The sequence below is a fragment of the Marinospirillum alkaliphilum DSM 21637 genome, assembly GCF_900119735.1.
In the GTDB taxonomy this organism is placed as follows: Bacteria; Pseudomonadota; Gammaproteobacteria; order Pseudomonadales; family Halomonadaceae; genus Marinospirillum; species Marinospirillum alkaliphilum.
Window position 1 is genome coordinate 182,506 of sequence record NZ_FPJW01000003.1, and the last position, 18,956, is coordinate 201,461.

At 54.1% G+C, this 18,956-nt stretch carries 17 protein-coding genes; 7 read left to right on the top strand and 10 right to left on the bottom strand.

Translation table 11 applies throughout. The annotated features are described in order from the left end of the window. Positions 1-5: 5 nt before the first annotated feature. From bamA to rpsB, 9 genes are all read right to left on the bottom strand, one after another. Entirely contained in the window at positions 6-2,333 is a 2,328-nt protein-coding gene (bamA, locus tag BT114_RS06180) for an outer membrane protein assembly factor BamA (protein ID WP_072325609.1), read from the bottom strand. Positions 2,334-2,454: 121 nt separating this feature from the next. After that, on the bottom strand, positions 2,455-3,810 hold the full coding sequence (gene rseP / locus BT114_RS06185; RefSeq protein ID WP_072325476.1) for a sigma E protease regulator RseP: 1,356 nt from the start codon (positions 3,808-3,810) through the stop codon (positions 2,455-2,457). Positions 3,811-3,833: 23 nt separating this feature from the next. Then, the gene (ispC, locus tag BT114_RS06190; RefSeq protein ID WP_072325477.1) at positions 3,834-5,012 is read right to left on the bottom strand and encodes a 1-deoxy-D-xylulose-5-phosphate reductoisomerase; all 1,179 of its coding nucleotides are present in this window, start codon (positions 5,010-5,012) and stop codon (positions 3,834-3,836) included. After that, on the bottom strand, positions 5,009-5,815 hold the full coding sequence (locus BT114_RS06195) for a phosphatidate cytidylyltransferase (RefSeq protein ID WP_072325478.1): 807 nt from the start codon (positions 5,813-5,815) through the stop codon (positions 5,009-5,011). The genes ispC and BT114_RS06195 overlap by 4 nt, the downstream gene beginning before the upstream one ends. Before the next feature lie 32 nt (positions 5,816-5,847). After that, positions 5,848-6,594 (bottom strand): polyprenyl diphosphate synthase, encoded by a 747-nt coding sequence (uppS, locus tag BT114_RS06200; RefSeq protein ID WP_072325479.1) that lies wholly within the window; start codon positions 6,592-6,594, stop codon positions 5,848-5,850. A gap of 19 nt (positions 6,595-6,613) precedes the next feature. Further along, entirely contained in the window at positions 6,614-7,171 is a 558-nt protein-coding gene (frr, locus tag BT114_RS06205; protein WP_072325480.1) for a ribosome recycling factor, read from the bottom strand. A gap of 60 nt (positions 7,172-7,231) precedes the next feature. Then, on the bottom strand, positions 7,232-7,969 hold the full coding sequence (pyrH, locus tag BT114_RS06210) for a UMP kinase (RefSeq protein WP_072325481.1): 738 nt from the start codon (positions 7,967-7,969) through the stop codon (positions 7,232-7,234). A gap of 124 nt (positions 7,970-8,093) precedes the next feature. After that, positions 8,094-8,954, bottom strand: coding sequence for a translation elongation factor Ts (tsf, locus tag BT114_RS06215; RefSeq protein WP_072325482.1), 861 nt, complete (start codon positions 8,952-8,954; stop codon positions 8,094-8,096). Positions 8,955-9,101: 147 nt separating this feature from the next. Beyond that, entirely contained in the window at positions 9,102-9,827 is a 726-nt protein-coding gene (gene rpsB / locus BT114_RS06220) for a 30S ribosomal protein S2 (RefSeq protein ID WP_072325483.1), read from the bottom strand. A gap of 301 nt (positions 9,828-10,128) precedes the next feature. On the opposite strand from rpsB, the gene map reads away from it, so the two are divergent. From map to BT114_RS06255, 7 genes are all read left to right on the top strand, one after another. After that, the gene (gene map / locus BT114_RS06225; RefSeq protein WP_072325484.1) at positions 10,129-10,905 is read left to right on the top strand and encodes a type I methionyl aminopeptidase; all 777 of its coding nucleotides are present in this window, start codon (positions 10,129-10,131) and stop codon (positions 10,903-10,905) included. Between the two features lie 50 nt (positions 10,906-10,955). Next, positions 10,956-13,682 carry a [protein-PII] uridylyltransferase gene (locus tag BT114_RS06230; RefSeq protein ID WP_072325485.1) on the top strand — a complete coding sequence of 909 codons (2,727 nt, stop codon included), beginning with the start codon at positions 10,956-10,958 and terminating at the stop codon, positions 13,680-13,682. A 32-nt stretch (positions 13,683-13,714) separates the two neighbouring features. Beyond that, a complete protein-coding gene (dapC, locus tag BT114_RS06235; protein WP_072325486.1) occupies positions 13,715-14,914 on the top strand; it encodes a succinyldiaminopimelate transaminase in 1,200 nt (399 codons plus the stop codon). 13 nt (positions 14,915-14,927) lie between these two features. Beyond that, positions 14,928-15,272: an ArsC family reductase gene (locus BT114_RS06240; RefSeq protein ID WP_072325487.1), complete on the top strand. Its 345-nt coding sequence runs from the start codon at positions 14,928-14,930 to the stop codon at positions 15,270-15,272. Positions 15,273-15,300: 28 nt separating this feature from the next. After that, complete coding sequence (dapD, locus tag BT114_RS06245) at positions 15,301-16,341, top strand: 2,3,4,5-tetrahydropyridine-2,6-dicarboxylate N-succinyltransferase (protein WP_072325488.1); 1,041 nt, start codon at positions 15,301-15,303, stop codon at positions 16,339-16,341. Between the two features lie 88 nt (positions 16,342-16,429). After that, positions 16,430-16,810, top strand: coding sequence for a hypothetical protein (locus BT114_RS06250; protein ID WP_072325489.1), 381 nt, complete (start codon positions 16,430-16,432; stop codon positions 16,808-16,810). Positions 16,811-16,820: 10 nt separating this feature from the next. Next, positions 16,821-17,705, top strand: coding sequence for a bile acid:sodium symporter family protein (locus BT114_RS06255; RefSeq protein WP_072325490.1), 885 nt, complete (start codon positions 16,821-16,823; stop codon positions 17,703-17,705). On the opposite strand, the gene BT114_RS06260 is transcribed toward BT114_RS06255, so the two are convergent. Next, positions 17,706-18,929: an EAL and HDOD domain-containing protein gene (locus BT114_RS06260; RefSeq protein ID WP_072325491.1), complete on the bottom strand. Its 1,224-nt coding sequence runs from the start codon at positions 18,927-18,929 to the stop codon at positions 17,706-17,708. Positions 18,930-18,956: the final 27 nt, after the last annotated feature.

Below are 18,956 nucleotides of genomic sequence, written 5' to 3' on the forward strand. Positions count from 1 at the left end.
GATCGTTAAAAGGTTTGTCCAATGGAGAACTGGAAGACTTCAGTCTGGTCACCCGATTGTTTTTTCAGGGGTCGAGACAGACTGAAAGACAAGGGTCCAATGGCGGTTAACCAGGTCAGATTAACACCCATGGAATAGCGCAATTCGTCAAAGTCTATCCCTTCATTACAGTTAACGCTGCTTTCATAGCAGTTATCTGTGAATACGCTACCGGCATCAAAGAACAGACTGGTTTGTAAACTGCGTTGATCTTCAATGAAGGGCAGCGGGAAAATCAGTTCAGCTGAACCTTCAATCAGGATATTGCCACCAAAGGCATTACGTGTGGAGTTTGTTCCTTCACTGCTGGTCTGCCCCAGGCTGTTGGTGCGGAAGCCGCGCACAGAACTGAGGCCACCAGCGTAGTAGTGTTCATAAAAGGGCAGGCGGTCAAAGTCCCTTAAACCACCACCATAACCCAGATCAGTCCTGAACTTCAGTGAAAACTCGTTACCCAGAGGGAAATAACGCTGGCCACGATAGTTGAGTTTGTAGAACTCATAATCCGATTCAGGTACGGCCACCTCCAGACTGACTTGTTGATAGCTGCCAGCGGTGGCAAGAATGCCACGATTCAGGCGGTTTTGAGTCCAGCGTCCGGTGACCTTGTAATTCTTGAACTCTGTACCGTAGTTTTCTTCAAATTCACGAATTTCATTAATCAGTGCTCCGTCCGCATTGCGAACGGATTTGACGGTGGTGTCATCAAAGCCTAAGGACAAGCTGACACGGGTGTCACGACTGATCGGATAACCATAGGTGACATTGCCGCCGTAAGCGTCGGTTGCGTAACTGGCCACGCCGGTGAAGGCATCGTAGTCGGTTTCGCGGTAAAACAGGTTGAAGCCTCTGGAAACACCATCAATGGTGTAATAGGGGTTCAGGTAAGAGAAGTTGTAACTGGTACGGAAGTTACTTTTGTTGGCTGCAAGGCTGACAGTATTGCCTGTCCCCAGGAAGTTACGTTGTGCTAAAGCTGCACCATAAACAAAACCACTGGCCTGAGAGTAACCGATGCTGGCAGAAATGGAGCCTGAGGGCTGCTCCTCAACCGTGTAGTTCACATCAATCAAGTCCGGGCTGTCAGCCACCGGCAGGGTTTCAACGTTAACCGTACTGAAATAGCCCAGCCGCTCCAGGCGCTGTTTGGATGCCTGAATTAAATCAGTGTTGGCAGAGGCACCTTCCATCTGCAGCATTTCACGCCTCAGTACTTCATCACGCGTGCTGGTATTGCCCCGGAAGGTGATCTGGCGGACATAACTGCGGCGCCCGGGATCGACAAAAAAGGTCAGGCTGACTTCACGTTTCTCATCATCGATGTCGGGGCGGGAAACCACTTCTGCAAAGGTGTAGCCTTCGCCACCCAACCGGCTGCGGATGCGTTCACTGGAGGATGTCATGGCACTGCGTGAGAAGGTGTCTCCTGACTTTAACTGGATCAACGGCATTAACTCGTCTTGCTCAAGAATTAACTCACCGGCCAGTTCAACATCGGCTACCGTGTATTGTTCACCTTCATGGATATTAATGGTGATATAGATATCCTGCTTGTCAGGACTGATGGAAACCTGTGTGGACTCAATGTTAAAGCGCAGGTAACCCCGATCCAGGTACCAGGAGCGCAGACGCTCCAGGTCACCGGCAAGCTTTTCACGTGAATACTGTTCAGCTGACGAGAACAGGGTCCAGCCACGATCTTCCTGCTGCTCCAGGCGTTTGATTAATGTGTCATTATCAAACGCCTGGTTGCCAACGATGTTGATGCGGCGAATGGTGGCTACGCTGCCCTCGTTGATATCCAGGTGAACAGTCACCTGGTTGCGGGGCAGACTCTCAACTCTGCTTTCAATCTGGGCGTTATAGCGCCCCTGCGCATGGTACATGCGCTGCAGTTCCAGCTTGATCTGATCCAGAGTGGATCGCTGGAAAATCTGGCCTTCTTCCAGTCCAGCCTGAGTCAGGCCTTTTTTCAGATCTTCAGTGGAAACCTTTTTGTTGCCTTCAATTTCAAGCCTTTGCAGTGTGGGGCGCTCACGCAGCTGAACAACCAACTGCCCACGATCTTCATAAACGCGGACGTCATCAAACAGGCCGGTGGCAAACAGGCTTTTACTGGCCTGGGTCACCTGCTCCAGTGAAACGGGATCATCCGGTTGTAATGGCAGCTCAGCAAAAACCCGCCCGGGGGAAACCCGCTGCAGACCTTCAATGCGTAAGTCTTCGATGGTGAAGGTGGGTGCTTGATTGCTCAGCGCCGGGGTGATGCCGACTGCCAGCAGCAGGGAGGTCATCAGGTAACAGGCAATCAGGGAGTTGCGAAATTTCACGCTGTTCAGTATCCGTTTTCAGTGAAGCTGCCAACAATAATGTATAGGGTTGCAGCAGAACAAGTGCTGCATCAAGCCGTGCGGGTCAGAGCCTCAGAATATCAAAGTAAAATGCCATGATCATCAGGGTGCCTAACAAGGCGAGTCCAACCCTGGTTGCCATTTCCTGGGTCCGTTCCGATACCGGGCGGCCACGTATGGCTTCAATGGCATAAAACACCAGATGGCCACCATCCAGTACAGGAATCGGCAGCAGATTCAGGATTGCCAGACTGATGCTGACATAAGCCAGAAAAGTGATGAAGCTTTCCCAGCCGGAGCGAGCTGAGTCGCTGGCGACTCGGGCAATGGTGATCGGTCCGGACAGATTGGTCGGGCTGATCAGGCCAGTGATCATCTTGCCGATGGAGGTCACTGTTAACCAGCTCATTTCGGCGGTTTTTTCGGTGGCGCGCCAGATGGATTCCAGCGGACCAAAACGCTGCTCCCTCAATAACTCGGCAGGCCATTCTGGCATCTGCACGCCAGCACCGATAAAACCAACTTCGCGGCCGTCATCCAGTTGCCGAATACCGGGAGTGACGGGAATTCGGAGGTATTCACTGCCACGCTCCAGCTCCAGCTCGATTTGCTGTCCGGGACTGGCCTGTAACCGGTCAACCAGAGCCTGCCAGTGGGCGATGGGTTGGCTGTCAACGGCCAGAATATGATCACCCGGGCGTAAGCCGGCACGATCTGCTGCCCCGCCTGTCTGGATACTGCCCAGAATGGGCTCAATGTCCGGGCGCCAGGGTTGAATGCCGAGACTGCCCAGCGGATCGGGTTCACTCTGTCCGGATAAAAAACGCTCCACTTGAAGCTGCAGGCTGCGTTCATGCAGTTCGTCACGGTTACGAACATCCAGTGTGATGCGGGTGGTTTCTCCCATGTTTGATAACAGACCCAGTCCGACGGCTTGCCAGCTGGGCGTGTCACGCCCATTAACACGAAGAATTTCATCACCAGCCCGCAAACCGGCTTCGGCTGCGGCGGAAGACTGTTGAACCTGACCAACCAGGGGTGCGGGCACCTGGGTACCAACAACAAACAGCAGCCAATAAGCCAGAATGGCCAATAGAAAATTAGCCAGGGGGCCAGCGGCAACAATCGCAAAACGCTGCCCGACAGGTTTGCGATTAAACGACTGTGCCAATAGCTCTGGTGGCACTTCCCCTTCGCGCTCATCCAGCATTTTTACATAACCGCCCAGTGGCAGTGCAGCAATCACATACTCGGTACCCTGACGGTCATGCCAGCGCAGCAGGGGTTTGCCGAAACCGACGGAAAAACGCAGCACTTTCACACCACAGCGACGGGCCACCCAGAAGTGACCGAATTCATGGAAAGTAATGAGTACGCCAAGGGTAACAATCAGCGCAACGAGGGTATGCAAAAAATCCATGGCTAAAGACTAAACTCCGGAATTTAATGGAACTGTTCGATGATCTGCCGGGCCAGTTGCCGCGCAAGCTGATCTTCTGACAGCAGAAGTTGCAGATCGTTTGCCGGGCAAACTTTACTCAGCTGCAATACCCGTTCAAGGGTTTCCGGGATCTGTAAAAAACCAATGCGCCGTTCTAAAAAGGCAGTGACAGCCACTTCGTTGGCGGCATTAAGGATAGCGGGCGCGGTACCACCGGCCTGGAAAGCTTCACGGGCCAGGCGCAGGCAAGGGAAGGCAGCCTCATCGGGCGCCTCAAAACTCAGGGTGCCGTATTTCACCAGATCCAGCGGCGATACGCCGGCATGGATACGCTCAGGCCAGGCCAGGGCATGGGCAATCGGGGTGCGCATGTCTGGATTGCCGAGTTGTGCCAGAACACTGCCATCACGGTAACTGACCATGGAGTGGATGATGCTTTGTGGATGGATCACAACATCAATCCGGGATGGTGGCAGGTTGAACAGCCAGCAGGCTTCAATCAGTTCCAGCCCTTTATTCATCAGGGTGGCAGAATCCACCGAGATTTTCTGTCCCATGGACCAGTTGGGATGGGCCACTGCCTGAGCCGGGGTCACGGATTGCAGTTGTTCACGACTCCAGCCCCGGAAAGGACCACCGGATGCGGTCAGTAGCAGACGTTCAACACCACTGCCTGCCAGTCCCTGTGAGGCGAAGTGATCGGGCAGGCACTGGAAAATGGCGTTGTGTTCAGAGTCTACCGGCAGCAGGGTTGCACCGTGCTGTTGAACTGCATCCATGAACAGTGCGCCAGACATCACCAGCGCTTCCTTGTTGGCCAGTAGAATGCGTTTGCCAGCTTTTACTGCTGCCAGGGTGGGCAGTAATCCAGCAGCACCGACAATGGCTGCCACCACCAGATCGCTACCGGGTTCTGCAGCCAGCTGCTCCAGCCCTGCTGGGCCAGCCAGAACCTCTGTACGGCATCCGGCGTCGCGCAGTTGTTGCTGAAAAGGATTTGCAGCGGCTTCCGGTACACTGGCGTAAAAGGGTTGGAAGCGGATGCAAATATCCAGTAATTCCTGCAGTCGCTGATGGCCCGATACACCGACCAGTTGGTAGGCTTCTGAATTGCGCGCCAGCACATCCAGTGTGGACTGGCCAATGGAGCCTGTGGCACCCAGTAAGGTGACACGTATCACAGCAGGTCACCGGCAAGGTTAAGCAACAGCAGTGCAAACAAGGGTACAGCAGAAGTCAGGCTGTCGATGCGATCCATAAAGCCACCATGACCAGGCAGCAGGTTGCTGGAGTCTTTCATGCCGGATTCGCGTTTAACCAGGCTTTCGGTCAGATCACCCAATACCGATACTGCGGTGATGACCAGGGTGATCAGGAGTAAAAGCAGAAATTGGGATATGCCGAAGTTTTGCCAGAAACTGGCCAGCAGTGCCAACAGGCTGGTGCCGACCAGACCACCGGCAACGCCTTCCCAGGATTTACCGGGACTGACTGCCGGTGCCAGTTTGTGTTTGCCAAAAGCGCGTCCGGCAAAGTAAGCAAAAATATCAGCAACCCAGGCAATCAGCAGCACATAGAGTAACCAGAACCAGCCTTGTTCACGCAGCAGTACAAAACCGGCCCAGGCTGGAATCAGCACAAACAACCCCATGAATATCCGGCGGGAAGAACAGCGCCATAACGTGGCAGTGCGGGGGTAGGTGATCACAAAAAAAAGTGCCAAAGCCCACCAGGCTAACCCCAGCCATAGTGCTTGATGCAGTAAGTGAGGCTGTTGCCAGGCTGTGAATAACATCACCAGGACGGTGCCGGGAAATACAACCTGGCCAACGCGTTGAAGCCCCGACAGTCGCGCCCACTCCCAGGCTGCAATACCAATCACCACCCCGGTGAAAAGGGCAAAAGCCTGACCTTCCAGACCAAACAAGCCCCACAAAGCCAGCGGGGCAAGCAGCAGGGCAGTGATGATTCTCTGTTTCAGCATAGGGCAGCCATCCGGTTCTTTGATTGGGTTGTTTATGGCGTTGTGTTTTCACGCCCACCAAAACGCCGTTGGCGTTGGGCAAACACCTGGAGGGTTTCATAAAACGCCTGCTGTCGAAAGTCAGGCCAGTAGGTATCAACAAATACCAACTCAGAGTAAGCCAGTTGCCATAACAGAAAGTTGCTCAGGCGCTGTTCACCACTGGTGCGAATACAAAGATCCGGCTCCGGAAACTCATGCAGGCATAAAAACTGCTGCAGGGAAGCTTCATTGATGGCATCAGCCGCCTGCTCACCTTTCGCTACAGCAATGGCCAGCTTGCGGCTGGCCTGCAGAATGTCCCAGCGCCCACCATAGTTGGCGGCGATATTCAAGGTCAGGCGAGTGTTGTGGCCGGTAGCCGTTTCGGCATCCTGCATCAATTGTTGTAATTCGGTTGAGAAGCCTGTGCGGTCACCCACAATATTCAGACGTACCTGATGTTTATTCAGTCGCCGTGTTTCGCGCCTCAGTGCCCAGTTGAACAACTCCATCAGGCCTTCAACTTCTTCTTCCGGTCTTTTCCAGTTTTCACTGGAAAAGGCAAACAGGGTCAGTGTTGGGATCTGCTGGCGCAGGGCAATTTCAATAACAGCACGCACCGCATCCACTCCGGCCTTGTGTCCTGCCAGGCTGGGTAGGTGGCGTTGACTGGCCCAGCGGTTGTTGCCATCCATGATGATGGCAACATGCTGGGGGCGCTGTTCCAATAGTGGGTAAAGACCCTCTTTGCGCGACATTGGCTCAGGTTCAACCAGGTCAGATCTGCATCAGATCTTCTTCTTTGGTCGTCAGGGCCTTGTCAATATCAGCAATGTGTTTGTCAGTCAGCTTCTGGATGTCGTCCTGTGCACGGCGTTCTTCGTCTTCACTGATTTCCTTGTCTTTCAGTAGTGCTTTTAACTGGGTGTTGGCGTCGCGACGAATGTTGCGAATGGCCACACGGGCGTGCTCGGCTTCTGCCTTGGCCTGTTTGATATAACCTTTGCGGGTTTCTTCCGTCAGTGCAGGCATGGGAACACGAATGTTGCTGCCGGCCGTGTTGGGGTTCAGCCCCAGATCGGATTTCATGATGGCCTTTTCAACGGCGGGGACCATGTTTTTTTCCCAGGGGATGACCACCAGCGTGCGATTATCTTCCACGTTGATGTTGGCAACCTGGCTGATGGGTACTTCGCTGCCATAATAGTCAACCCGCACGGTATCAAGGATGCTCGGATGAGCGCGGCCGGTGCGGATTTTGTTGAATGCACCCTGCAGGGATTCAAGGCTTTTGTCCATGCGCTCTTGCGCATCTTTACGGATTTCGTTGATCACTGTTGCTGCCTCATGTCAGAGAAGTTGCTGTTAAACCGGTTAATTGCAGGCCGATAATCCTCAGTCTTCACCCTGATCGATCAGTGTACCTTCCTGGCCACCAACGACCAGGTTCAGCAGGGCTCCGGGTTTGTTCATGTTAAAAACACGTACCGGCATGCATTGGTCGCGAACCAGACAGATGGCGGTCAGATCCATCACTTCCAGTTTTTTGTCCAGGGCTTCGTCGTAACTCAAGCGGTCATATTTTACTGCATCAGAGTGTTTAACAGGGTCTTTGTTGTAAACACCATCAACCTTGGTGGCTTTGATCACCACATCGGCATCAATTTCAATGCCGCGTAAACAGGCTGCTGAGTCAGTGGTGAAAAAGGGGTTGCCAGTGCCGGCGGAAAAAATCACCACATCACCGGAGGTCAGGTAACGGATGGCAGTGCGGCGGTCATAGTGTTCCACTACGCCGCTCATCGGGATGGCAGACATCACTCGGGTACGAATGTTGGTGCGTTCCAGTGCATCACGCATGGCCAGGCCATTCATCACGGTAGCCAGCATGCCCATGTGATCACCCGTCACCCGCTCCATGCCAGCGGCACTGAGTGCTGCGCCACGAAACAGGTTACCACCACCGATTACCATGCCCACCTGAACACCAATGCCAACCAGTTGGCCGATTTCCAGTGCCATGCGATCCAGCACCTTGGGATCAATGCCGAACTCCTGATCGCCCATCAGTGCTTCACCGCTGAGCTTCAGTAGGATGCGTTTGTATTTGGCATTACGATCAGTGTTACCCATGGGCCAGTCTCCGTTGGGGATGCAGTTTTCCGAGTTTCAGTTGCACAAAAACGTGCTGGGAAGGCCCAGCACGTTTTTGTGGGCTTCAGGCATTGAATCAGCCTGAAGAGGGGCAGGATGGATCTTAGCGACCAGCAGCCTGGGCAGCAACTTCGGCAGCGAAGTCGACTTCTTCTTTTTCGATGCCTTCACCCACTTCAAAACGCTGGAAGCTGATCAGTTCGCCACCGGCAGCTTTGACAAAGGCTGCAACGGTCTGGTCGGGGTTTTTGATGAAAGCCTGTTCGCTCAGGCTGTTTTCAGCCAGGAACTTCTTGATGCGGCCACCAACCATTTTTTCAGCAATTTCGGCAGGCTTGCCAGCCATGTCAGGCTGAGCCAGGATGATTTCACGCTCTTTATCCAGCACTTCCTGGGGCATGTCTTCCGGTTTGCAAACGCGTGGGTTAACAGCAGCAACGTGCATGGCAACGTCTTTGGCGGTGTCGGTGTTGGCACCCTTCAGAACGGTCAGTACACCAATGCGGCCACCGTGAACGTACTCACCCACCACGGCACCTTCAACCAGGGCGGCACGACGTACAGTAATGTTTTCACCGATTTTCTGCACCAGGGCTTCACGAGCAGATTCCAGCTCGCCAGCAGTCAGTGCAGCAACATCCGTTTCGCGGGTTGCCAGCAGCTTGTCTGCAACCTGACCAACAAAGCCCAGGAAGTTTTCGTCACGGGCAACGAAGTCGGTTTCGGAGTTCACTTCAACCATTACACCGTAGCTGCCGTCAGCGGCAACACGCGTAGCGATGGCACCTTCAGCGGCGATACGGCCAGCTTTCTTGGCGGCTTTCAGGCCAGAAGATTTACGCAGGTTTTCAATTGCCAGCTCGATGTCACCGTCAGCTTCCTGCAGTGCTTTTTTGCACTCCATCATAGCCAGACCGGTGCGTTCACGAAGTTCTTTTACCTGGGAGGCGCTAATTGCTGCCATGACTTACCCCTTGAATGTTGAAGTTGCTCTGGGTTGCTGCGCTGTTCTTCAGCAATCGGGCTTCAGATTCAGGCCGAGGGTGGTGCAAGGCAGCAACCGGGAAATGAAAACCTGCCTGAAAAGTTTTTCAGGCAGGTGACGACAGGATTACTCGGCGGACTCTTCAGCCACTTCCACCAGCTCGTCGCCAGCGTTTTCGCGGGCTTTGCCGCAAGCAGCAGCAATGGAGCGAACATACAGCTGAACGGCGCGGATGGCATCGTCGTTACCGGGGATGACAAAGTCAACGCCGTCCGGGTTGGAGTTGGTGTCAACAATGCCAATGACCGGGATGCCCAGTTTGTTGGCTTCGTTGATGGCCAGGCGCTCATGGTCTACATCAACCACAAACAGCGCATCTGGCAGGCCGCCCATGTTTTTGATGCCGCCGATGGAGCGCTCAAGCTTTTCCATTTCGCGCTGGTTCATCAGCACTTCTTTTTTGGTCAGCTTGTCAAAGGTACCGTCCTGCTGCTGGGTTTCCAGATCACGCAGGCGACGGATGGACTGACGAATAGTCTTGTAGTTGGTCAGCATACCGCCCAGCCAGCGATGGTTGACGTAGGGCATACCTACTTTTTCGGCTTCTTCGCGGATAACCTTGGCAGCGGCGCGCTTGGTGCCAACAAACAGAATTTTGTTTTTGCCACCGGCCAGCTTCTCAACAAAGCTGATGGCTTCGTTCAGTGCAGGAACGGTTTTTTCCAGGTTGATGATGTGAATCTTGTTGCGGGCACCGAAAATGTACTTGCCCATTTTCGGGTTCCAGTAACGAGTCTGGTGACCAAAGTGTGCACCTGCCTGCAGCAGGTCGCGCATGGATACTTGTGCCATGAATATTGCTCCGATAGTTCGGGTTAAGCCTCCATATACCCCAGTCGTCAACCCGTCAGTCTGAAAAGGCCAGCGGGCACCCAGACGAGCTGTGCCGGTATATGTGTGACGTTGAATTGCACATGAAGTGTGCGTTTTTTGCCAAAATCAGTACAAACTCAAGGCCTTTAGCGGGTTTGCCATTGGCTTGCCCTTGCCGTATCCTTCGTGGTTGATTTTGAGCGCGCACTTTATAGCATAGTCCGGCTCTGACATAAAGCCCGTTTTATTGTGGCTGACTATCCCGAAAGAGTTTTCCTGAATGAATGTCCAGATCAAGACACCTGACGAAATTGAAAAAATGCGCGTGGCTGGCCGTTTGGCTGCTGAAGTGCTGGAGATGATTGAGCCCTATGTGCAGCCGGGTATCACGACAGGTGAGTTGAACGATATCTGCCATCGGTATATTACCGAGGTACAGCAGGCTATCCCTGCGCCACTGAATTACCACGGTTTTCCGAAGTCCATCTGCACTTCAGTGAATCATGTGATCTGTCACGGCATTCCGGATGAGAACAAGCTGCTGAAAAAGGGTGACATCGTTAATATTGATATCACGGTGATCAAGGATGGATATCACGGTGATACCAGCAAGATGTTTTACATCGGAGAACCTTCCATTATGGCGCGTCGTTTAACCGAGTTCACTCGTGAAGCACTTTATGCTGCCATTGCGCTGGTCAAGCCGGGCACCCGGTTGTCAGAAATTGGTCGCACCATTCAGCAGATGGCCGATCGTGAACGCTTTTCGGTGGTGCAGGAGTACTGCGGCCATGGTATCGGCAAGGTCTTCCATGAGGATCCGCAGGTGCTGCATTATGACGGTTATTCACCACGCAGTGACATTGCACTGGCAGCAGGCATGTGTTTTACCATCGAGCCCATGATTAATGCCGGTAAACGCCACTGCAAACTGTTGAAGGATGGTTGGACGGTGGTGACCAAGGATCATAGTCTTTCTGCTCAGTGGGAGCATACCCTGCTGGTGACTGAAACAGGTGTGGAAGTACTGACCCGACGTAGCGAAGAACCCTTTTGATAGAGCAGTCGGCCTGATTGGTGGAGTCTGGTTGATAGCGAGGCAGAACCATGAGTGTCAATTATCAGTTCAGACCCGATGTGTCCCTGTATGACTTTGATCGCCTGCAACAGCAACTGCTGGACAGCCCGAAAACCCGTATTTTATTGCTGAAGCAGGCGCTGGGTCTGATCAATCAACGACTGGATCAGGCTTTTTATGACGGTGCCGACATTCGTGATCTGATTTATGGCCGGGCCTGGGCCATGGATCAGTTGCTGGCTTGCATCTGGCAGTTGTTCGACTGGCCGGATCAGCGCATTGCATTGCTGGCAGTGGGGGGGTATGGGCGCGGTGAGCTGCATCCAAAATCTGATATTGACCTGCTGATCCTGCTCAAGGACGACGATGACACCCGTTATCGTCAGTTGTTGTCTGACTTCATTACCTGCCTTTGGGACATCAAACTGGATGTCGGGCACAGTGTTCGCTCGCTGGCCGACTGTGAGCGTGAAGCTCGGGCCGACATCACTGTGGCCACCAACCTGCTGGAAAACCGTACCCTGGTCGGTAGTGATGCCCTGCGCAAGGAGATGGTGCAGCGGCTGAGCACCGAGTGCATGTGGCCTTCGGCAAAATTCTTTGAGGCCAAGTGGCAGGAACAGATCACCCGTCATTACAAGTTCAATAACAGCGAATACAGCCTGGAACCCAACATCAAGAGTTCTCCGGGTGGGTTGCGTGATATCCAGATGATTGGCTGGGTGGCCAAGCGCCACTTTAACGCCACTTCCCTGCAGGACCTGCTGGCGGAAGGTTTTCTGACCGAAACCGAAATGCGCATTCTGGAGCAGGGGCAGTGTTTTCTGTGGCAGGTGCGTTATGCCCTGCACATGATCTCCGGGCGGGCCGAGGACCGCCTGCTGTTTGATTATCAGCGGCAACTGGCGGTGCTGTTTGGTTATCTGGATACCGACAAGCGTCTGGCCGTTGAACAGTTCATGAAGCGTTATTTCCGGGTGGTCACCACCCTGACCGAGCTGAATGACGTGCTGCTGCAGCATTTTGAGGAAGTGCTGCTGAAAAAGGATGAAGAACAGCAGATCACCCCCATCAATCGGCGCTTTCAGATTCGCAATGGCCTGATTGAGCATCTGGGTGATGAGGTGTTTGAACAGCATCCCTTTGCACTGATTGAAGTCTTTCTGCTGATGGCGGAACACTCGGAAATTGAGGGGGTGCGTGCCAACACCATTCGTGCCCTGCGGGATCATCGTCACTTGATTGATGAAGCCTTCCGCCGTGACTTGCGGGCCAGCAGTCTATTTATGGAGTTGTTGCGTTCTTCTGGTGATGTGGCGCTGCAACTGACGCGCATGAGTCGTTACGGCATGCTGGGACGTTACCTGCCGGAGTTCGGTCATGCTGTGGGCCTGACCCAGCATGATCTGTTTCACGTCTACACCGTGGATGCCCATACCCTGCGGTTGTTGCGTTTTATGCAGCGCTTCCGCCAGGAGGGTTGTGAAAAAGACTTTCCGCTGGCGGCTGGATTGGTCCATCAGCTACCTAAGTTAGAGATTCTCTGGCTGGCTGGCCTGTATCACGATCTTGGCAAGGGGCGTGGTGGCGATCACTCCGAACTGGGTGCCAAGGATGCCCTGCTGTTCTGTGAAAGGCACCAGTTGTCAAAGCGGGATACCCATCTGATTTGCTGGTTGATAGAGCATCACCTGCTGATGTCGATGACCGCCCAGAAGCAGGACTTGTCTGATCCGGATGTGATTCGCCATTTTGCTGAAAGGGTGGGTGACCAGGTGCACCTGGACTACCTTTATGTGCTGACGGTTGCAGACATTAATGCCACCAATCCAACCCTCTGGAACGGCTGGCGGGCAGCTTTATTAAATCAGCTCTACACCGAAACCACCCGTGCCTTTCGCCGTGGTCTGGAGAATCCGATTGATCCGGCTGAATGGGTGGAAGAAACCCAGCAGCAGGCACTGTCCATCCTGCGGGTGATGGGGGTGGATCTGGAGCAGGTACAGGCCCTGTGGGCCACCCTGGATGAAGACTATTTCCTGCAGGATGCACCCAGTGAAGTGGCTTGGCATACCCAGGGCATTCTGGCACATGCTGGCAGCAGTGAACCGCTGGTGCTGGTGGCGGCCCCCACCGATGACATGCGGGAAGGGGGCACCAAGGTGTTCATTCATGCCCGCGATGCCGCCTTTGGTTTTGCGGCCACTGCCGCAACCATGGATCGTCTGGGACTGTCGATTCATGATGCGCGCATTTCCACCAGTCGGCAGGGATTCACCTTGAACACCCTGATCGTGCTGGAGCAGGATGGTCAGGTGCCTCGTGCCGCGGAGCGTCTGGAAGAAATTCGCCAGGAGCTGATCACCACCCTGAAAAACCCCGAAGATTTTCCAGCTCTGGTGCAGCACCACACGCCGCGCCAGTTAAAATACTTCACCATGCCAACTCAGGTGTACATCAGCAATGATCCGAGCAATCTGCGAACCCTGGTGGAGGTGATTGCACCGGATCGCCCCGGACTGCTGGCCCGCATCGGTCGTATTTTTGTCGAATTTAACCTGTGGCTGCAGAATGCCAAGATTGCTACCCTCGGTGAGCGGGTGGAGGACGTGTTTTTCATTACCCAGCAGGACGGCAGCCCGCTGTCCGATCCGGTGTTGTGCCAGCGGTTACAGGCACGCATCTGTGAAGAACTGGATCGCCAGGTACGTGAACCTGGCTATAAAGGCAGTTATGCCATCGGCCGCAGTGGCTGAATCCCATTTCAGAACCCAGCAAGAGCACTTTCATGAATCCTTTCCTGGACAAGTTGCACCCCTATCCGTTTGAAAAACTGGCCGTACTGACGGCCGGTGTTACTCCACCAGCAGATTTGAAACGCATTGCCTTCACCATTGGTGAACCCCAGCATGCGGCTCCCCAACTGGTGCTGGATGCCCTGCGTGATGCCCTGGAAGGTGTCAGTAAATACCCGGCCACCAAAGGCGAAGCACCCTTGCGTCAAGCCATTGCTGACTGGTGTGCGCGGCGTTTTGGTCTGGTGCAGTCGCGTCTGGACCCGGAGCGCCAGGTGTTGCCGGTGAATGGCACTCGTGAAGCGTTATTTGCCATCGTGCAGGCACTGGTCGATGCGTCTCGTCCGGCACGGGTGGTGATGCCCAATCCTTTTTATCAGATTTACGAGGGTGCGGCACTGCTGGCCGGTGCCCAGGCCCATTACCTCAATTGTGAAGCCGAGCAGGGTTTTCAGCCGGATTTCAGTCAGGTGCCTGCCGAAGTCTGGCGTGACACCCAACTGGTGTTCATCTGCTCACCAGGTAACCCGACTGGTGCGTTGTTGTCACTGGAGCAACAGAAAAAACTACTGCAGCTGGCCGATGAACATGATTTTGTCATCTGTGCCGACGAATGTTATTCGGAAATTTATTTTGATGAACAAAACCCGCCACCGGGGTTGCTGCAGGCTTGTGAAGAAAGTGGTCGCCATGATTTCAGTCGTTGCCTGGTGTTTCATTCGCTGTCCAAGCGCTCCAACCTGCCAGGGCTGCGCTCCGGTTTTGTGGCCGGTGATGAGCGCCTGATTCAGGCCTTCCTGAAATATCGCACCTACCACGGCTGTGCCATGCCGTTGCATCATCAGGTGGCTTCCGTGGCGGCCTGGCAAGATGAAAGCCATGTGCAGGCGAATCGCAACTTTTACCGAGCCAAATTTGATGCGGTGCTGGAAATACTGAAACCGGTGATGGATGTGCAGCGCCCGGATGCCGGTTTTTACCTCTGGCCGGTGACACCCATTGACGATGAAGTGTTCACCCGTCGTTTGCTGGAAACCCAGAACCTGGGGGTATTGCCGGGCCGTTACCTGTCGCGTGAAGTGGATGGTCATAATCCGGCTGTTGGTCGCATTCGCATTGCGCTGGTGGCTGAGCTGGATGAATGCATAGAAGGGGCGCAACGCATGCGCCGGTTTATTGAAGCAGGCTGTTGAGAAAAAGGTTAAAATGCTGACTCTTTACGGAATCCCCAACTGCGACACCATGAAAAAAGCGCGCCAGTGGCTGCAAGAGCAGCAACTGGAGCATCACTTTCATGACTACAAAAAAGCCGGCATTGATGCCTCCACCCTGCAGCAGTGGGTCGATCAGACTGGCTGGGAAACACTGGTTAACCGCCGTGGCACCACCTGGCGCAAATTGCCGGAAGCTGAGCGTCAGGACCTGGATGCCACTGCGGCGATCCGCCTGATGCAGGCCAATCCCAGCCTGATCAAACGCCCGGTACTGGATACCGGTCATCAGCTACTGGTGGGTTTTGACCCCGAGCAATGGCAGCAGACGCTGAAATGAATACTGAATAAACCATGAGGAAGCCAAGATGAGCACTCCCCAACTTTTTGCCTGCGGTTTTGGTGTAGGCACCTACAACCTGAAGAGCGAATGGCTGGAAGTTTATTACCCGCGTCCGGTGCTCAACCCTGATGCAGACCTGACCCAGGCTTTAATTGATAACTGTGGTTATGAAGGTGGCAACCAGGCTTGCAACATCACCCCGGATCGCCTGGATGCCCTGTCCGAAGCGCTGGATGCCGCCAATCATCATGATCTGGCAATGATTGCCCAGCAGATGAAGCGCAGTCACCGCCCGCTGGTGATTACATTACTGGCCACCGATACTGATCCGGCCAGTGTGCCGGAGGTGTACCTGAAGCTGCACCTGCTGTCACATCGTCTGGTGAAACCTCATGGTGTGAACCTCACCGGTGCTTTTGGTCTGCTGAAAAACGTGGCCTGGACCAGCGACGGTGCCATTGATCTGGAGGAACTGCCACAGCGCCAGTTACTGGCACGTATGGATGGCAAGATTCTCACCGTGGAAAGTGTCGACAAGTTCCCGCGCATGTGTGATTACGTGGTGCCTGCCGGAGTGCGCATTGCGGATACTGCACGGGTGCGCCTGGGTGCTTATCTGGGTGAAGGCACCACCATCATGCATGAAGGTTTTGTTAACTTTAATGCCGGTACGGAAGGCCCCAACATGATCGAAGGCCGCATCAGCGCCGGTGTGTTTGTGGGTGCCGGTTCTGATCTGGGCGGTGGTTGCTCCACCATGGGCACCCTGTCCGGTGGTGGTAACATCGTGATTTCGGTCGGTGAAAAGTGCCTGATTGGTGCCAATGCCGGTATTGGTATCCCGCTGGGTGATCGCTGCACCGTGGAGTCTGGCCTGTATGTCACTTCCGGCAGCAAGATCACCCTGCTGGATGATCAGGGCAAGGAGGTCAGTGTGGTGGCCGCTCGTGCACTGGCCAATCAGGACGATTTGCTGTTCCGCCGCAATTCCCAGACTGGTCGTATTGAATGCCTGGCCAACCGATCTGCCATTGAGCTGAACGAAGCCTTGCACAGCAACAACTGATCGTTTCCTGCGGAAACCGGGGTTGATCCCTTGGTTTCCGCACTGGAAGTGAGCATAATGCGCCGCAGTCATCCCCCGGAGATTCACCATGAAAATGCTCAACCGCTCTGCCATCAGTGTTCGTTTAACCCAGCCCTTTGTGGACTGGATCAACAGTCTGGATGCCAGTGGCGAGGAACAGGTCAGCCTGGAAGACGTCAACCAGGAAGCCACCACCTATCTGGTGCCTGAACTGGAGGATGAAGACTCGCTGGAAACGTTGCTGGATGAACGTTATCTGGACATCCTCGAAAATGAGCTGCTGTCCTGGGAAGAAGACACACGCCTGTGGCCAGATCAGCTGGATCGGGCACTGTTTGATGCGTTCATTGAAGTCGAACCCTCCTTTATGGTTTTTGATCTGGACGACCAGGCACCGCTGTTGGCTCAGGTTGTGGATGAGATTGAAGACCTGGGCGATGACAACTGAGGCTTGAAGCATGGGACAGGATTTGTTGCTGACAGTATTACTGCCTGCCGCCCTGTTCCTGATCATGCTGGGTATGGGAATGACCCTGTCAGTGAATGACTTCATGCGGGTGCGTCAGGCTCCTGCTGCAGTGTTGACGGGTCTTTCCGGGCAGTTCCTGCTGCCACCCCTTGCTGCCTTGCTGGCCATATGGGTGTTTGATCCTGAGCCGGTGTTTGCGGTGGGTCTGATGGTGCTTGCTTTTGCACCCAGCGGTGCCACCTCCAATCTGATGACCTTTCTCAGTCGGGGTGATGTGGCCCTGTCCGTGACCCTGACCGCCATCACCAGTCTGATCATTCCCTTTACCCTGCCGGTGTTGTCAGCACTGGCCATCAGCCACTGGCTGGGGCAGTCGGCGGACATTGAACTGCCTCTGCTGCGTACCTGGGCACAACTGATGCTGGTGTCTTTGTTTCCCATTTTGCTGGGTATGCTGGTGGCGTCCAACTGGCCAACCTTGGCTGGGCGTGCCACACAAGCTTTAAAACCCTTGTCGTTTGCTTTTCTGTTGCTGGTGATTGTGGCGATCAGCAGTAAACACTGGGAGCGTATGCCAGCGTTTCTGGTCGCCACGGCTCCCGCCGTGCTGCTGATGAACTGTGTGGCCTTGCTGGCGGGTTGGTTGTGGGCGCGCCTGTGGCAACAGGATGCTCAGCGTCAGATCACCATCGGCTTGGAAGTGGGTGTACAGAATGGTGGTACAGCCTTGGTGGTGACCCTAATGGTGTTGGGTAATGCCCAAATGTCGGTACCACCGGTGATCTACGGTATCCTGATGTTAGGCCCGAGCCTGGCTTTTGGCCTGCTGTTTGGTGCTCACTTGTCACGGCGCATGCAGGCCTCAGAGGCCTGATCAGCTTACTTGTTCCATCAGCTCATTGGCCCAACTGCGGCTACTCAGATACACCTGGTTAAGTTTGCCGGTCAGAGCAACGGATTTCTTTTCCAATGCGCCGTTTTCGAAGGCTTCCACCAGTTTCAGCAACTTGCCATAGTCCCCTTCTCGTTGTAACAGCGCGGATGCCAGGGCTGGGTCTAATGGGATTTCCCGCAACAGTTTATCCATGGGCATTGCCATAAAAGCATCCATGCGTGACAACATGCCAAGCATAAAAGCACTACTGGCATCCAGGTGCATGCCTTCACTCAGTTTTCTGCACATGGCTGCACGAGTCAGTGTCATCAACATCAGCAGGCGATTGCCGGCTCCAGTACCTGCCAGCATCAATGTCATTACCAGGCTGCGCATCCGGTCTAATCCCATCATGCTCAAGGCCTGGCGTATGTTGGTGATGGTTTGTTTGTTGCGGACTGCAGAAGAGTTGATATAACGCATGAGCAATAAGCAGAGCTGAGGGTCCTGGGCTAGATACTCTTCCAGCTTGGCGTAACTGGGTTCTTGCTCTTGTAGTTCACGCAGAATACGTATTTCAGCATTCTGGTTGTTGCTGCGATGTTTATCTGAGCCATTTACCGAGGCTGGTCGGGCGAGAAAAAACCCCTGGAAATAATCAAAACCCAATTGCAGGCAATAATCAAAGGTGCCTGGGTTCTCGATTCTTTCCGCCAGCAGTTTCGTTCTGCTGCGGTCATAGGCGCTCAGGTCCAGTTGCTCCGGGCTGCTGGTGATCAAATCAATCTTGATGATATCGGCCAGATCCAGCAGTGGGCGTGTAGTATCCGATAATTGGAAGTGGTCCAGTGCCAGCATATAACCCTGGTTTTTCAACTGCTCCAGATTGTTGATCAGTTTGCGATCAATCCGTACATCATTCTGCACCTCAATGACCAGGCGTTCCTGTTTGGGCGGTAGCAGCTCCGGCTTGTCCAGCCACTGGTTGGGTGCATTAAAAAACAGTGTGCGCCGCCCCACCAACTGATCCAGCCCGATTTCATACATCGCTGTAGTGATTGAGCGTGCGGTGGCAACCATCGGATCAGAAAAGTGAGAACTGCTTGATAGTTGGCTGGAGCGATAAAGCAGCTCATCCGCAACATGCTGCTTTTTGCGGTTGCAGATGGGTTGTAACGCTATGCAGTAGTCTGGTGCTTCGGTAGTCCGCGCTGAAGTGTTCATGAAGCCTCCCTTGTCTGAAGTTCACTA

Excerpts from the sequence above, each read along its gene's own strand:
- BT114_RS06195 (WP_072325478.1), bottom strand. The coding sequence starts at position 5,815 with ATGCTGAAACAGAGAATCATCACTGCCCTGCTGCTTGCCCCGCTGGCT.
- BT114_RS06240 (WP_072325487.1), top strand. The coding sequence starts at position 14,928 with ATGCTGACTCTTTACGGAATCCCCAACTGCGACACCATGAAAAAAGCG.
- pyrH (WP_072325481.1), bottom strand. The coding sequence starts at position 7,969 with ATGGGTAACACTGATCGTAATGCCAAATACAAACGCATCCTACTGAAG.
- BT114_RS06255 (WP_072325490.1), top strand. The coding sequence starts at position 16,821 with ATGGGACAGGATTTGTTGCTGACAGTATTACTGCCTGCCGCCCTGTTC.
- BT114_RS06230 (WP_072325485.1), top strand. The coding sequence starts at position 10,956 with ATGAGTGTCAATTATCAGTTCAGACCCGATGTGTCCCTGTATGACTTT.
- tsf (WP_072325482.1), bottom strand. The coding sequence starts at position 8,954 with ATGGCAGCAATTAGCGCCTCCCAGGTAAAAGAACTTCGTGAACGCACC.
- BT114_RS06260 (WP_072325491.1), bottom strand. The coding sequence starts at position 18,929 with ATGAACACTTCAGCGCGGACTACCGAAGCACCAGACTACTGCATAGCG.
- dapD (WP_072325488.1), top strand. The coding sequence starts at position 15,301 with ATGAGCACTCCCCAACTTTTTGCCTGCGGTTTTGGTGTAGGCACCTAC.
- uppS (WP_072325479.1), bottom strand. The coding sequence starts at position 6,594 with ATGTCGCGCAAAGAGGGTCTTTACCCACTATTGGAACAGCGCCCCCAG.
- rseP (WP_072325476.1), bottom strand. The coding sequence starts at position 3,810 with ATGGATTTTTTGCATACCCTCGTTGCGCTGATTGTTACCCTTGGCGTA.
- BT114_RS06250 (WP_072325489.1), top strand. The coding sequence starts at position 16,430 with ATGAAAATGCTCAACCGCTCTGCCATCAGTGTTCGTTTAACCCAGCCC.
- map (WP_072325484.1), top strand. The coding sequence starts at position 10,129 with ATGAATGTCCAGATCAAGACACCTGACGAAATTGAAAAAATGCGCGTG.
- bamA (WP_072325609.1), bottom strand. The coding sequence starts at position 2,333 with ATGACCTCCCTGCTGCTGGCAGTCGGCATCACCCCGGCGCTGAGCAAT.
- rpsB (WP_072325483.1), bottom strand. The coding sequence starts at position 9,827 with ATGGCACAAGTATCCATGCGCGACCTGCTGCAGGCAGGTGCACACTTT.
- dapC (WP_072325486.1), top strand. The coding sequence starts at position 13,715 with ATGAATCCTTTCCTGGACAAGTTGCACCCCTATCCGTTTGAAAAACTG.